This window comes from Yersinia fenwicki (assembly GCF_043099325.1).
Taxonomy (GTDB): domain Bacteria; phylum Pseudomonadota; class Gammaproteobacteria; order Enterobacterales; family Enterobacteriaceae; genus Yersinia.
The window spans coordinates 3,219,800-3,233,764 of record NZ_CP170755.1 but is presented as its reverse complement, the minus strand read 5'-3'; the positions used below and the strand labels follow the sequence as shown (position 1 = coordinate 3,233,764).

Genomic DNA, 13,965 nt, shown 5'->3' with positions numbered 1-13,965 from the left:
CCTTGCCTTAACCTACAACCAGGTTAAGTAATTTGCCAGGGACATAGATGACTTTACGTACGGTAACCCCATCCAGGTATTTAGCCACCAAGTGTTCCTGACCAGCGCGTTCACGCACTTGCTGTTCAGTGGCATCGGCTGGCACAGTAATGCGACCACGCACTTTACCATTAACCTGTACGACTACTAATTTCGAGTCTTCGACCATCGCTTGTTCATCAGCGATTGGCCATGGTGCGGTATCAATATCACCCTCGCCACCCAGTGCTTGCCACAAACTGAAGCAAACGTGAGGCGTGAATGGATAAAGCATACGAACCACTGCCAATAATGCTTCTTGCAGCAGAGCACGATCTTGCTCGGTTTCCTGAGGTGCGCGACCCAGCTTGTTCATCAACTCCATCACCGCAGCAATAGCGGTATTGAAAGTTTGACGGCGGCCCACGTCATCAGTGACTTTGGCAATGGTTTTGTGTAGGTCACGACGTAAGGATTTCTGTTCTTCTGTCAGGCTGGCAACATCCAGTGGTGCGGTTGCCCCTTTGGCGGTGTGATCATAGGCCAGACGCCAGACGCGTTTCAGGAAGCGGTTAGCCCCTTCAACACCTGACTCCTGCCACTCCAGCGTCATTTCTGCTGGTGAAGCAAACATCATAAACAGGCGCACTGTATCAGCACCGTACTTTTCTACCATGACTTGCGGGTCGATACCGTTATTTTTCGATTTCGACATTTTGCTCATGCCAGCGTAAACCAGTTCATGGCCTTCGGCATCAGTCGCTTTAATGATTCGCCCTTTATCATCACGCTCAACAATGGCGTCAACCGGTGAAACCCAGATACGTTCACCATTGGAACCGCTGTAGTAGAAGGCATCAGCCAGAACCATACCCTGACATAACAGGCGCTTGGCTGGCTCATCAGAGTCAACTAAACCTGCGTCACGCAGCAACTTGTGGAAGAAGCGGAAATACATCAGGTGCATGATGGCATGTTCAATACCACCGACATACTGATCCACCGGCAGCCAATAGTTGGCAGCGGCGGGGTCGAGCATACCTTTGTCAAATTGTGGGCAGGTATAGCGCGCGTAATACCATGATGATTCCATAAAGGTATCAAAGGTGTCGGTTTCACGCAGCCCCGGTACGCCATTAACGGTGGTTTTAGCCCACTCAGGATCGGCCTTTATTGGGCTGGTAATACCATCCATCACCACATCTTCCGGCAGGATAACCGGCAGTTGATCTTCAGGCGTTGGTACGACGGTGCCGTCTTCCAGTGTCACCATCGGGATAGGCGCACCCCAATAACGCTGACGGGAGACACCCCAGTCACGCAGGCGATAGTTGACTTTGCGTTGACCCACGCCGAGTGCGACTAGTTTGTCGGCGATAGCATTGAAGCCATCTTCATAATTCAGGCCATCAAACTCACCGGAGTTGAACAGTATGCCCTTCTCGGTCATGGCTTCCTGGCTCAAGTCCGGCTCACTACCATCAGCGGCCAAAATAACCGGTTTGATTGGCAAGTTATATTTGGTGGCAAATTCCCAGTCGCGAGCATCGTGGCCCGGAACCGCCATTACGGCACCGGTGCCGTAATCCATCAAGACAAAGTTAGCCGCCCAGATAGGTAATTTTTCACCTGTCAGTGGATGGATGGCATACAGGCCGGTCGCCATGCCTTTTTTCTCCATGGTAGCCATTTCAGCTTCGGCAACCTTGGTGTTACGGCATTCAGCGACAAAATCAGCCAGTGCAGGGTTAGTCGCCGCGGCTTGTAATGACAGCGGATGACCAGCAGCCACAGCCACGTAAGTCACACCCATAAAGGTGTCTGGGCGCGTGGTGTAAACGGAGAGCTTATCTTCGCTATCCGCTACGTTGAAAACGATATCAACCCCTTCTGAGCGGCCAATCCAGTTACGTTGCATTGTCTTAACTTGTTCTGGCCAGCTTTCTAGCGTGTCCAGATCATTAAGCAATTGATCAGCGTAATCAGTAATTTTAATAAACCACTGTGGGATTTCTTTGCGCTCAACTTTGGTATCACAACGCCAGCAGCAGCCGTCGATAACCTGCTCGTTAGCTAACACGGTCAGGTCGTGTGGACACCAGTTAACGGCTGAGGTCTTTTTGTAGACCATGCCTTTTTCATACAACTTGGTGAAGAACCACTGTTCCCAACGGTAGTAATCCGGTGAGCAGGTGGCAATCTCGCGATCCCAGTCATAGCCGAAGCCCAGTAATTTTAACTGGTTCTTCATGTATTCAATGTTGTCGTAAGTCCAGGGGGCCGGTGCGGTGTTGTTTTTTACCGCAGCGCCTTCAGCTGGCAGACCAAATGCATCCCAGCCGATCGGCTGTAACACGTTTTTACCCAGCATGCGCTGGTAACGGGAGATAACATCACCAATGGTGTAGTTACGAACGTGCCCCATATGTAGGCGTCCTGACGGATACGGCAGCATGGATAGGCAGTAATATTTTTCTTTGCTGGTATCTTCAGTGACTTTAAAAGTTTGCTTCTCTTGCCAGTGAAGCTGTACTTGCGTTTCGATATCTTCTGGGCGGTATTGCTCTTGCATGGCGGCCGGTGGTCCTATAGTGAAAAACAGCTACGCCTGTAGCATCATCTGTTTCATATCATAAAGAGAGATCCGCATAGCATAGCTGATAAGCGGCAGCGGCAACAACACTCTGCATCCTACTGGAGGCTTTTTCTGCGCAGTGAATGGCAGAAATCATCAAAGTGGCGCGAGAACAACCTGATGATGACGTGACTTCAGTCATTTACGACTAAAATAATTAACGTTAGCTTTAATATCAGAGTAAGTACGTGCAGATAATAGAGACGGGTAACTCAAAAAGATGGAAAAACCTATTTTCTTTGTCACAACTTTGGCTTTATCACAATTTGCTTTATCACAACCGTGGATCGAGGAGACTGTATGAACAAGGTAGCTCAATATTATCGTGAGTTGGTGACATCACTGACTGAACGCTTGAAAAATGGTGAACGTGATATCGATAAGCTGGTGGACAGCGCCGAACAGCGGTTGGATGCCGTAGAAGAGTTATCCCGTAGTGAAGTTGAGCAAATCATTCAGGCGGTGCGGCGTGATTTGGAAGAGTTTGCTCGTAGCTATGAAGAAAGTAAGGATGAATTTACTGATAGTGTATTTATGCGCGTTATCAAAGAAAGCTTGTGGCAAGAGCTGGCTGATATCACCGACAAAACGCAATTAGAGTGGCGTGAGGTGTTTAAAGATGTCAGTCATCATGGGGTTTATCACAGCGGAGAGGTGGTCGGATTGGGTAATCTGGTCTGTGAAAAATGTCACTATCATCTGGCTTTCTATACCCCCGAAGTGCTGCCGGTCTGTCCAAAATGCGGCCATGACCAGTTTACGCGTCGGCCATTCCAGCCTTGATTGCGGGTGGTACATATACCACCTCCCCCAATGGGGGAGGTGTGGTTATTAATGTAGGATTTTTGCCAGGAAGTCTTTAGCGCGATCAGATTTAGGATTGTTAAAGAAATCATCTTTGTTGCTGTCTTCGACGATTTTCCCTTCATCCATAAAAATAACCCGATTAGCCACTTTACGTGCGAAGCCCATTTCGTGAGTGACGACCATCATAGTCATGCCTTCCAGCGCCAGTTTGACCATAACATCCAACACTTCGTTGATCATTTCAGGGTCAAGGGCCGAAGTCGGTTCGTCAAACAGCATGGCGATAGGATCCATACAAAGTGCGCGGGCAATCGCGACACGCTGCTGCTGGCCGCCAGATAACTGCGAGGGGAATTTATCCGCGTGGGTGGTAAGGCCGACACGTTCTAACAGTTTCAGCCCTTTTTCTCTTGCTTCTGTTTTGTCGCGTTTGAGTACTTTAACTTGCGCCAGTGTCAGGTTTTCAATAATAGATAGGTGTGGAAACAGTTCAAAATGCTGAAATACCATGCCGACTTTAGAGCGTAATTGCGCCAAATTGGTGCCTTTATCATTCACACCTATGCCGTTGACCGTAATGCTGCCTTTCTGGATAGGTTCCAGCCCATTAACCGTTTTGATTAAGGTTGATTTGCCTGAGCCGGAAGGGCCGCAGACCACCACGACCTCACCTTTTTTAACTTCGGTAGTGCAGTCAGCCAGCACCTGAAAGTGGCCGTACCACTTAGAAACATTTTTCAGGGAAATCATCAAACAGTCCTTTTCTTCAAATAGTTGACCAGCATCGACGCGGAGAAACTGATAACGAAATACACCAAACCGGCAAATAGCACCATTTCGACCTGAGTACCGTCCCGCTCACCAATCGTGGTGGCGCTGCGGAAGAAATCGGCCAGACTAAGGACATACACCAGTGATGTATCCTGAAATAACACGATCCCTTGGGTTAACAGTAATGGCACCATGGCGCGGAAAGCCTGCGGCAGGATAACCAATCTCATTGACTGGCCTTGGGTCATGCCTAGAGCCAGGGCCGCAGAGGATTGTCCACGAGAGATGCTTTGGATCCCGGCACGGATAATTTCTGAGTAATAAGCCGCTTCAAATAATGAAAAGGCTACCATGGCAGAGATTAAGCGAATATCAGTTTTTGGTGATAAGCCCAGCACATTTTGTAATAAGCTCGGCACGACCAGATAAAACCATAACAGCACCATGACCAACGGAATAGAGCGGAACACGTTGACATAAGCGGTAGCGAACCAGCTGATAGCTTTAATCGGCGACAGGCGCATCACCGCCAGAACCGTGCCCCAGATTATCCCGAACACAATGGCGATGAGGGTTATTTTGGCGGTAACCGCCAAACCTTGCAGCAGGTATGGCAGGCTGGGTGCGATGGAACTCCAATCAAATTCGTACATTATTTACTCCCCAGATTGCCGGATAACTGCACTTTTTTCTCAACTATTCGCATCAACAGCATGATCACGGCATTGATCAGTACATAACCAAGGGTGATGGCGGTGAATGACTCATAGGCGTGAGCTGAGTAATCCAGCAATTTACCGGCCTGCGCAGCCATATCTACCAGCCCGATGGTTGAAGCAATCGCTGAGTTTTTAACCAAATTGAGCATTTCTGAGGTCATTGGGGGAATAATGACCCGATAAGCATTGGGCAATAAAACATAGCGATAAGTCTGTGGCAGGGTTAATCCCATCGCCAGACCGGCCGCTTTCTGACCACGAGGCAGTGATTGGATCCCAGCTCGAACCTGCTCACAAACACGGGCGGCGGTGAATAAACCAAGACACATCATTGATGAGAGAAAGAACTGTATATTCGGGTCCAACTCGCTTTTGAACCACATGCCAATATCAACCGGCAATAATTCAGGGATAACCAAATACCAGGTAAAGAATTGCACAATCAGCGGCACATTACGGAATAGCTCTACGTAACAGGCCCCAATACTGGATAAAATGCGGTTGGGGACTGTTCTTAAAATCCCAAATAAAGAACCGACGAAGAAAGCGATAATCCAGGCGCACAATGATAATGCGACAGTGACCTGAAAGCCGGACCAGATCCAGCCAAGGTAGGTGGTATTACCGAAAGGGGCAGGTTGCAGGAAAATGCCCCAGTTCCAGTCTATTGACATAAAAAACTCCCTTAAAAGGATGGGTAAGCCACCCTGATGACTGATGATTCAATGCGTTGCGGCCTCCCGAGGGTGAACAAAAAAATGCGGAGTGGGGAACGGCCACCCCGCATTCACTATCCTGTATCCCATCGGTCCATCATCAATCTGTAGGGCTAGCAGAGCTGGCCCTGATTATTATTGTTAGTTCAATGCTTTATCGTTAGGGGCTTTGAACAGCGCCTTCATCTCATCAGACAGCGAGAAATTCAGGTTAAGATTTTTCGGTGGAATTGGGTTTTTGAACCAACGGTCAAACGACTTCTCAGCCACACCAGAGGTTTGTGCGGTTGCGATGGTTTCATCCAACAGAGTTTTAAAGGCTGGATCGTTTTTACGCAGCATACAGCCGTAGGCTTCCTGCGATTGTGGCGTACCGACGATATCCCACTGATCCGGTTTCTTGGCTTTAGCTCGTTCGCCAGCCAGCAAGGCATCATCCATCATAAAGGCGACAGCACGGCCACTTTCCAAGGTACGGAAAGAATCGCCGTGGTCTTTGGCGCTGATGATACGCATGTTCATTTTATCTTTTTCATTCAATTTATTGAGCAACACTTCAGAGGTGGTACCGGAGGTAACGACCACAGGTTTTCCTGCCAAATCTTTGAAATCTTTAACTTCAGAACCTTTTTTGGTCAGCAGGCGCGTACCGACAACAAAAATGGTGTTAGAGAACGCGGCTTGTTGCTGACGTTCCAGGTTGTTGGTGGTGGAGCCACACTCGAAATCAAAGGTCCCGTTTTGCAGCAATGGAATGCGGTTCTGCGAAGTGATGGGGATCAGTTTTACCTGGAGGTCTGGGGCATTGAGTTTTTTCTTGATCGCATCGACGATCAGATTGGAATAATCTTGTGAATAACCCACGACTTTCTGCTGGTTATCGTAGTAAGAGAATGGAACGGAAGACTCACGGTGACCGACGACGATAACGCCGTTATCTTTGATCTTCTTCAGTGTGTCAACCGAAGCATCTGGTTTTGCTGCATCTTCTGCATGGGCAACACCACTTGCCATCCCAGCTAACAGTAGCGCTAACGCCAATTTACGCATATGCATGTCCAACTCCTTTGATGTTGTTTTTTACTTAATGTTTTCTGACTCGATGTTGTGATACTTAAAATGTAGTCATGTGACAAACGTGAAATGCCAAAAATTGTCTTATTTTGTTGTGCTTGCATAACCACAGATATTTGTTGGTTAACAGGCTATTTTCATTGTTACTTGTATCAGATTATCTTTAAAAAATAGCTAATTGTTATGTAAATGATGAATAAATGTTTGTTTTTTGAGACGCAAATCGCACCAAAGAGAGGCAATAAAACACTAGCGCACTAATGCGGTGCGTATTTCGCCCCATAAATGTGCACGCCAGGAATGGCAATTCCCTCATTTGAAACAGACCGCATCTATCCTGCGGAGCTATTCCCTTTCATCACTTAATACAAAGCAGAAATGGGGGATAGCTAACACTATTTGATTAGAAACGATGCAAGGTCTGTGCCAGTAACTGAAAATAGGGAGGATATATAGCCCTGTTTATCAGGGCTATAAAATATCATTCGGGGGAGGTGGGTTAATTAATCAGTTGCCGAAGATGGCATACTATCGATTAGTTTAACTATTGGTCATTTTTACGGCAGGTTAACTTAACTGATGATTGTTGATTGCCAGATGGGCTTTAAAAACGTCCAGTGCCGTTGGAACACTTTCTTTACCGGCATGTTTCTCTGGGTTCCACAGGTCGGCAAAGGTGATTGCGCGGCCACAATGGATAAATACCTCATCGACGTCGATCACTAATACACTGCGAGCCGGTTGGCCATTTTGGCTAAAACGCTCACACAGTTCAGGATCGACGGAAATTTTTGCCCGGCCATTAACCCGAAAACCTTCTGTCCAGCCCGGGATCAGGAACAAGATGCCGACAAAAGGGTTATGCAACAGATTGCGGATACCATCCAGACGGTTATTGCCTGGTCGGTCTGGCAGCATCAGTGTCTTGCTGTCCAGCACATGAATAAAACCCGGCTCGCCACCTTTAGGTGAGCAGTCGATTCCGTTAGCACCCAGCGTTCCCAATACCGCGAATGGTGCGGCGGCAATCAGTTTTTTGGCATAATCATCAATATGATCAATTTGTTTCTTCAACACATTCTTATTAGGCGCGGCGTAATGTTCGCTTAATTGCGCTTCAGTTGTGAGGATAAATTCAGGTTTCAGTGACATAACGATGCTCAAGTTACGGGGTTATTTTTATCAGCTCGACATTTTTTGTCAGAGCGACAACGGGCGGCGCGGTATAGCGTCAATGCCCCCAGTATCAGCGTGATAATCCACATTGGCCACGAACCAAACCGAGCATAAGGGGTAATACCGGTAGTCGGTGTGACCTTCACTTCCAGCACTTGCTGAGTAAATTGTGGAATTTGCGCCAGGACTTCACCACTTGGGCCAACTGCCGCGGTTATACCATTATTGGTACTGCGCAACAGAGGACGACCTAATTCAAGCGCGCGCATACGTGCCATCTGGAAATGCTGCCACGGGCCGATAGAGTGACCAAACCATGCATCATTGGAGACCGTCAACAAAAAGTTGGTATCAGGGTTAAAGTTGTCCCGAACCTGTTGGCCCAAGACGATTTCATAGCAAATAGCGGCCGTTAGGTTAAATCCAGCCACATTAAGCTGTGGTTGCACATAGCCACCTCGGCTGAAAGATGACATCGGTAAATCAAAGAACGGCGCGAGTGGGCGCAGCAGTGTTTCCAGCGGCACAAACTCGCCAAACGGCACCAGGTGGTGTTTGCTGTAGCGGTTGTGAGTTGGATACTGGTATGGCTCTTTATCTCCCAATACGATAATACTGTTGAAAAAGTGGTATCCCTTGCCTTCTGGGCGGCGCTGGGCATCAACAATACCGGTAATCAGGCTGCTGTGGTTTGCCCGCATCAGACCATCAACCATCGTCAGGAAGGTAGTTTGATCGGTTTCAATATCAGGGATAGCAGATTCCGGCCAAATGATAATGGGGGCTTTCCCCATAAATGGGCGGGTTTCATCGAGATAAATTTGTAATGTTTTGAGCAGGACTTTGGGATCCCACTTCATTGACTGAGCAATGTTACCTTGCACCATCGCGATATTAACTGCGCGTTCTGGCTCTGGCGTGAACCAATGCAACTGGCGCAGTGGCCAGGGTAACAATAACATTGCTATGGCAATTATGGCCCCAGTGATACGGCGCTGATAACAGGCGTAAACCAGCAATCCGCTGATAGACATCAGTATAAAAGTGATGCCATCGACACCGAGAATAGGCGCAATACCGCGCAGTGGGCCGTTTATTTGGCTGTAGCCAAATTGTAGCCACGGGAAGCCAGTTAATACCCAGCCGCGCAAGAACTCAGTTAACTGCCATACCACAGGTGCCGCAATAGCCAGTCGCCACCAGGTTGTTTTAGGGCATACGCGGGCTAATAAACCGGCAAATAGCATGGTGTAGAGTGAGAGATAGGCTGCCAGTAATACCACCAGAAAGATATTGATGGCTGTTGGCATACCGCCGAATTCGGAAATGCTGACATAGACCCAGTTAATACCTGTGCCAAATAGCCCCATACCCCAACAAAATCCGATAAATGCGGCTTGTTTAGTGTTGCGATTCAATGTCAGGCTGAGTAAGCCAAACAGCGAAACAATGGCCGCAGGCCAACTATCAAATGGGGAATAGGCCAGCGTACCGCAGGCGCCAAAAAATAGCGCCAGTAGGGCGCGAACCCACTGGCGTTGAAGGTATGAAGCGATAGGCATCGAGGATTTATTCTTCCAGTTTGGGTTGCGGAGCATCATCTGGGATTTTCACATGAACCTGAATGATACGTCGGCTATCCGCCATGGCAACTTTAAATAAGTAACCTTCAATTTCAATGGTTTCGCCGCGAGCAGGTAAATGACCAAATGCCTGCATCACTAAACCACCGATGGTGTCGACTTCATCGTCGCTGAAATGGGTGTTGAAGACTTCATTGAAATCTTCAATGGGTGTCAGTGCACGAATCGTGTAGGTGTGCCGACTGAGTTGACGGACATCTCTGTCTTCTTCATCGTCATACTCATCTTCAATTTCGCCAACGATCAGCTCAAGAATATCTTCAATGGTCACCAGGCCAGAAACGCCACCAAACTCATCAATGACAATAGCCATATGATAGCGCTGGGAGCGGAACTCTTTCAGCATCCGATCGACACGCTTACTTTCTGGCACAACAACCGCCGTCCGTAAGACTTTATCAATACTGAATGGCTCAGAATCTGTGCGCATAAACGGCAGCAAATCCTTGGCCATCAGAATGCCTTCAATGTGATCTTTATCTTCACTGATCACCGGAAAGCGGGAGTGAGCAGATTCAATAATGACATCCAGACATTCATCCAGCGTTTGATTACGCTTTAACGTGACCATCTGAGAGCGGGGGATCATGATGTCCCGTACGCGCTGTTCGGCGATATCCATCACCCCTTCCAGCATGTCGCGAGTATCAGGATCGATCAGATCATTTTGCTCAGAATCACGGATAAGCTCTACCAGATCGCCACGGTTTTTGGGTTCGCCGTGGAATAACTGGTTAAGGATGAGAGTAAAGAACCCTTTCTTGGGACTGGGGCTATCATTGTTTTGTGAGTGGTCGTCGCTCATGGCGTTTTAGTTAAGTTTACCCATGTAAGATTATATTTTATCGGCAGTGGTAAACACACACCGCCGACAGCTTTACCCCCATTAACAGGAGGTTATTTCACCCATTATAACGGGGTTACTCGGGGTCTTTCTCTGAAATATACGGGTCTGGATAGCCCAAACTTTGCATTATTTCAGTCTCAATCGACTCCATTTCTTCTGCTTCATCGTCAACGATGTGGTCATACCCTAGCAGATGCAGACTGCCGTGAACAACCATATGCGCCCAATGAGCCAATAGTGCTTTCTCTTGTTCAACCGCTTCTTGTTCAACTACCTGCCGACAGATGATCAAATCACCCAGTAGTGGCAGCTCAATCTCAGGTGGGGCCTCAAATGGAAAAGACAAGACATTGGTCGGTTTATCTTTACCACGATAGGTGAGATTCAGCTCATGGCTTTCTGCTTTATCAACCACACGGATGGTGACTTCAGAGACTTCCTGAAATTGAGGCAATACTGCTTCCAACCAATGCTGAAAGTCTGCTTCGGTCGGTAAACCCTGGCTGTCAGCACAGGCAATTTGTAAATCGAGAATAACCTGGCTCACGGAGCCTCCTGCTCAGACGGGGTGTGAGTTTCCCGCTTACGTTGTTCGGCGATGGCATCTTTACGTTTTTGTTCGGCGGCTTCCCAAGCTTCATAAGCAATGACCACGCGGGCGACGACGGGGTGGCGCACCACATCTTCACTATGGAAGAAGTTAAAGCTCAGCTCTTCTACCCCTGATAATACTTCAATGGCATGACTTAAGCCGGACTTCTGATGGCGTGGCAAGTCAGTTTGCGTGACATCACCGGTAATTACCGCTTTGGAGTTGAAGCCCATGCGGGTCAGGAACATTTTCATCTGTTCGATGGTTGTGTTCTGGCTTTCATCTAAAATGATAAACGCATCATTCAGTGTGCGGCCGCGCATATACGCCAGCGGAGCCACTTCAATCACATTGCGTTCAATCAGTTTCTCCACTCGCTCAAAGCCCAGCATTTCAAACAAAGCATCATAGAGTGGGCGCAGATAAGGATCGACTTTTTGGCTGAGATCACCGGGTAATAAGCCCAGTTTCTCACCGGCTTCAACCGCCGGGCGAGTGAGCAAAATGCGCCGTACGTTTTGGCGCTCCAGAGCATCGACTGCTGCGGCAACGGCCAGATAGGTTTTACCTGTACCGGCTGGTCCAATCCCGAAAGTAATATCATGATCGAGAATGTTAGCAATGTATTGTGCCTGATTTGGCGTGCGAGGTTTGACCATCCCGCGTTTAGTGCGGATGTTAATGGCCTTTCCATAATCCGGCACACTCTCGGCGGTTTGTTCTAACACGCGACTTTCTTTTACCGCGAGATGAATAGCTTCGGGATCGATATCGGGGATAACACCACGGATAGGGGCCGTATCAACATACAGATGGCGCAGGATATCTGCCGCTGCAACCACGCAGATATTTTTACCGACTAACTTGAAACGGTTATCGCGACGATTAATTTCAATACCTAACCGGCGTTCTAACTGCTTGATGTTGTCATCAAAAGGACCGCATAAACTCAGCAGACGCTGATTATCGGCAGGTTCCAGCAAGATTTCTTGTGTCACTACGTGCAAACTGTTTCTCTGAGTCACTACGTTCCTCTGGGTCACTAAGGGCCGGTTTATTTGAAGCCTGACTGCCATTCCCACTACAGGGGGATATTATTCGCTGATATAACGTCAATCATACATGTCATCTGTGAATTATTCATGGTGCACCGTGTGGACGCAAGTCTGCGGCTTGTGAATCTGTGCCTTCGGTCCTATTGAAATAGCGGCCAGCAGATGATGCAACTTAAAAAAAACGAATCTGCATAACGCCCCGCTAAAATAAAACAGGCACTGACAATGCAGCGCCTGTTGATACGGGCTGGTTCGCAAAATTGCAATCAGGGCTGATACAGTCCGACACCTAACTCATTTTCTTTGCGGGTGCGAGCAATCACTGCTTGCGGCGACTCATGAATACGTAGATCCATCTGGTCTTCGGTGCGCAGCAAAATGCCGCGAAGTGAGCTGGCATAAACATCAATGATTTCAACATCGACGAATTTACCGATCATCTCTGGTGTGCCTTCAAAGTTCACGACTCGATTATTTTCGGTGCGTCCGGCCAATTCCATTACATTTTTACGAGATGCTCCTTCCACTAGAATGCGTTGCACTGTCCCTACCATTTCGCGGCTGATTTCCATCGCTTGCTGAGTAATTCGTTGTTGCAAAATATGCAGGCGCTGTTTTTTCTCTTCTTCTGAAACATCATCCGGAAGATCAGCAGCCGGCGTGCCAGGGCGTGGAGAGTAAATAAAGCTGTAACTGGTATCAAAACGGACATCCGCCACCAGTTTCATGGTTTGCTCAAAATCTTGCTGAGTTTCGCCGGGAAAACCGATAATAAAATCAGAGCTAATTTGGATATCAGGCCGAGCCTGACGCAGTTTACGGATGATAGCTTTGTATTCCAGCGCGGTATGCGCCCGCTTCATCATGGTCAAAATGCGATCAGAGCCACTTTGTACCGGTAAATGCAGGAAACTCACCAGTTCGGGGGTATCCCGATAAACGTCAATAATATCATCAGTAAACTCAATAGGATGGCTGGTGGTAAAGCGCACTCTATCGATACCATCAATGGCGGCAACCAGCCGCAATAGTTCGGCAAAACTACAGATATCACCATCATAAGTGGCACCACGATAGGCATTGACATTCTGGCCAAGCAGGTTCACTTCCCGCACGCCTTGGGCGGCTAACTGTGCGATTTCAAACAAGATATCGTCACTTGGCCGGCTAACTTCCTCGCCACGGGTATAAGGTACGACACAGAATGTGCAGTATTTATTGCAACCTTCCATAATGGAGACAAATGCTGTCGGCCCTTCAGCGCGAGGTTCCGGCAGGCGATCAAATTTTTCAATTTCTGGGAAACTGATGTCCACAACAGGGCTGTGGGTGCCTTGCACGTGATTAATCATTTCCGGCAAACGATGCAGGGTTTGTGGACCGAAAATGACATCGACACAAGGAGCTCGTTGGCGCAGATGCTCACCTTCCTGAGATGCCACACAACCACCCACACCAATAATGAGCTCTGGATTTTTCTCTTTCAGCAGTTTCCAGTGCCCAAGCAGGCTGAATACTTTTTCCTGGGCTTTTTCGCGGATTGAGCAGGTGTTGAGTAACAGTAAATCCGCTTCTTCGGGGATTTCCGTCAACTGGTAGCCGTGGGTGCTGGCCAGCAAATCAGCCATTTTAGATGAATCATATTCATTCATCTGGCAGCCCCAGGTTTTGATGTGTAGTTTTTTAGTCATAGCCTATCTACCGCCAAAAAATTCATCATAAAAGTCACATCGCGTGGCGCAATGCTCTATGCAGTGCTCCGTCATCGAATAGTGGATAGCACAAAGACTCCGTAGTTATAGGGCTATTGTAGTCATTTGCCGTTGCGATGACCACCGCATAACGGCTTACTTATCCTGTGGCGTAATGAAAAATCCGGTACACTGTCTGCCGACAAAATATAGGTGTTATT

General features: G+C 48.0%; 12 protein-coding genes. 1 reads left to right on the top strand and 11 read right to left on the bottom strand.

All coding sequences use genetic code 11. The annotated features are described in order from the left end of the window. Nucleotides 1-7: 7 nt before the first annotated feature. Nucleotides 8-2,590, bottom strand: coding sequence for a leucine--tRNA ligase (leuS, locus tag ACF3VQ_RS14790; protein ID WP_392431907.1), 2,583 nt, complete (start codon nucleotides 2,588-2,590; stop codon nucleotides 8-10). 363 nt (nucleotides 2,591-2,953) lie between these two features. Between leuS and ACF3VQ_RS14785 the strand changes: the two genes are divergently transcribed. Then, nucleotides 2,954-3,436, top strand: coding sequence for a zinc ribbon-containing protein (locus tag ACF3VQ_RS14785; protein WP_019081193.1), 483 nt, complete (start codon nucleotides 2,954-2,956; stop codon nucleotides 3,434-3,436). 48 nt (nucleotides 3,437-3,484) lie between these two features. Here ACF3VQ_RS14785 and ACF3VQ_RS14780 read toward each other — a convergent pair whose 3' ends face one another. The 10 genes from ACF3VQ_RS14780 to miaB all read right to left on the bottom strand — a co-directional run bounded on the left by ACF3VQ_RS14780 (nucleotide 3,485) and on the right by miaB (nucleotide 13,744). Next, nucleotides 3,485-4,210 (bottom strand): amino acid ABC transporter ATP-binding protein, encoded by a 726-nt coding sequence (locus ACF3VQ_RS14780; protein WP_005167914.1) that lies wholly within the window; start codon nucleotides 4,208-4,210, stop codon nucleotides 3,485-3,487. Continuing rightward, nucleotides 4,210-4,884, bottom strand: a complete 675-nt coding sequence (gltK, locus tag ACF3VQ_RS14775; RefSeq protein WP_392431904.1) for a glutamate/aspartate ABC transporter permease GltK — start codon at nucleotides 4,882-4,884, stop codon at nucleotides 4,210-4,212. The genes ACF3VQ_RS14780 and gltK overlap by 1 nt, the downstream gene beginning before the upstream one ends. Further along, entirely contained in the window at nucleotides 4,884-5,624 is a 741-nt protein-coding gene (locus tag ACF3VQ_RS14770) for an amino acid ABC transporter permease (protein ID WP_392431902.1), read from the bottom strand. Before ACF3VQ_RS14770 ends, gltK begins: the two co-directional genes overlap by 1 nt. Before the next feature lie 183 nt (nucleotides 5,625-5,807). Next, nucleotides 5,808-6,722, bottom strand: coding sequence for an amino acid ABC transporter substrate-binding protein (locus ACF3VQ_RS14765; RefSeq protein ID WP_392431900.1), 915 nt, complete (start codon nucleotides 6,720-6,722; stop codon nucleotides 5,808-5,810). A 585-nt stretch (nucleotides 6,723-7,307) separates the two neighbouring features. Beyond that, entirely contained in the window at nucleotides 7,308-7,892 is a 585-nt protein-coding gene (locus ACF3VQ_RS14760) for an MSMEG_1061 family FMN-dependent PPOX-type flavoprotein (protein WP_392431898.1), read from the bottom strand. Between the two features lie 8 nt (nucleotides 7,893-7,900). Then, nucleotides 7,901-9,478, bottom strand: coding sequence for an apolipoprotein N-acyltransferase (lnt, locus tag ACF3VQ_RS14755; RefSeq protein ID WP_392435602.1), 1,578 nt, complete (start codon nucleotides 9,476-9,478; stop codon nucleotides 7,901-7,903). Between the two features lie 7 nt (nucleotides 9,479-9,485). After that, nucleotides 9,486-10,364, bottom strand: a complete 879-nt coding sequence (gene corC, locus ACF3VQ_RS14750; protein WP_005158416.1) for a CNNM family magnesium/cobalt transport protein CorC — start codon at nucleotides 10,362-10,364, stop codon at nucleotides 9,486-9,488. Nucleotides 10,365-10,479: 115 nt separating this feature from the next. Continuing rightward, complete coding sequence (ybeY, locus tag ACF3VQ_RS14745; RefSeq protein ID WP_392431896.1) at nucleotides 10,480-10,953, bottom strand: rRNA maturation RNase YbeY; 474 nt, start codon at nucleotides 10,951-10,953, stop codon at nucleotides 10,480-10,482. Continuing rightward, nucleotides 10,950-12,023, bottom strand: a complete 1,074-nt coding sequence (locus ACF3VQ_RS14740) for a PhoH family protein (protein ID WP_392431894.1) — start codon at nucleotides 12,021-12,023, stop codon at nucleotides 10,950-10,952. The genes ybeY and ACF3VQ_RS14740 overlap by 4 nt, the downstream gene beginning before the upstream one ends. Nucleotides 12,024-12,319: 296 nt before the next feature. Beyond that, the gene (gene miaB, locus ACF3VQ_RS14735; RefSeq protein ID WP_392431892.1) at nucleotides 12,320-13,744 is read right to left on the bottom strand and encodes a tRNA (N6-isopentenyl adenosine(37)-C2)-methylthiotransferase MiaB; all 1,425 of its coding nucleotides are present in this window, start codon (nucleotides 13,742-13,744) and stop codon (nucleotides 12,320-12,322) included. Nucleotides 13,745-13,965 lie beyond the last annotated feature (221 nt).

What these genes read in the sequence shown, in the direction of transcription:
- ACF3VQ_RS14760 (WP_392431898.1), bottom strand. Translation starts at nt 7,892, where the DNA reads ATGTCACTGAAACCTGAATTTATCCTCACAACTGAAGCGCAATTAAGC.
- gltK (WP_392431904.1), bottom strand. Translation starts at nt 4,884, where the DNA reads ATGTACGAATTTGATTGGAGTTCCATCGCACCCAGCCTGCCATACCTG.
- ACF3VQ_RS14785 (WP_019081193.1), top strand. Translation starts at nt 2,954, where the DNA reads ATGAACAAGGTAGCTCAATATTATCGTGAGTTGGTGACATCACTGACT.
- miaB (WP_392431892.1), bottom strand. Translation starts at nt 13,744, where the DNA reads ATGACTAAAAAACTACACATCAAAACCTGGGGCTGCCAGATGAATGAA.
- leuS (WP_392431907.1), bottom strand. Translation starts at nt 2,590, where the DNA reads ATGCAAGAGCAATACCGCCCAGAAGATATCGAAACGCAAGTACAGCTT.
- ACF3VQ_RS14770 (WP_392431902.1), bottom strand. Translation starts at nt 5,624, where the DNA reads ATGTCAATAGACTGGAACTGGGGCATTTTCCTGCAACCTGCCCCTTTC.
- corC (WP_005158416.1), bottom strand. Translation starts at nt 10,364, where the DNA reads ATGAGCGACGACCACTCACAAAACAATGATAGCCCCAGTCCCAAGAAA.
- ACF3VQ_RS14765 (WP_392431900.1), bottom strand. Translation starts at nt 6,722, where the DNA reads ATGCATATGCGTAAATTGGCGTTAGCGCTACTGTTAGCTGGGATGGCA.
- lnt (WP_392435602.1), bottom strand. Translation starts at nt 9,478, where the DNA reads ATGCCTATCGCTTCATACCTTCAACGCCAGTGGGTTCGCGCCCTACTG.
- ACF3VQ_RS14780 (WP_005167914.1), bottom strand. Translation starts at nt 4,210, where the DNA reads ATGATTTCCCTGAAAAATGTTTCTAAGTGGTACGGCCACTTTCAGGTG.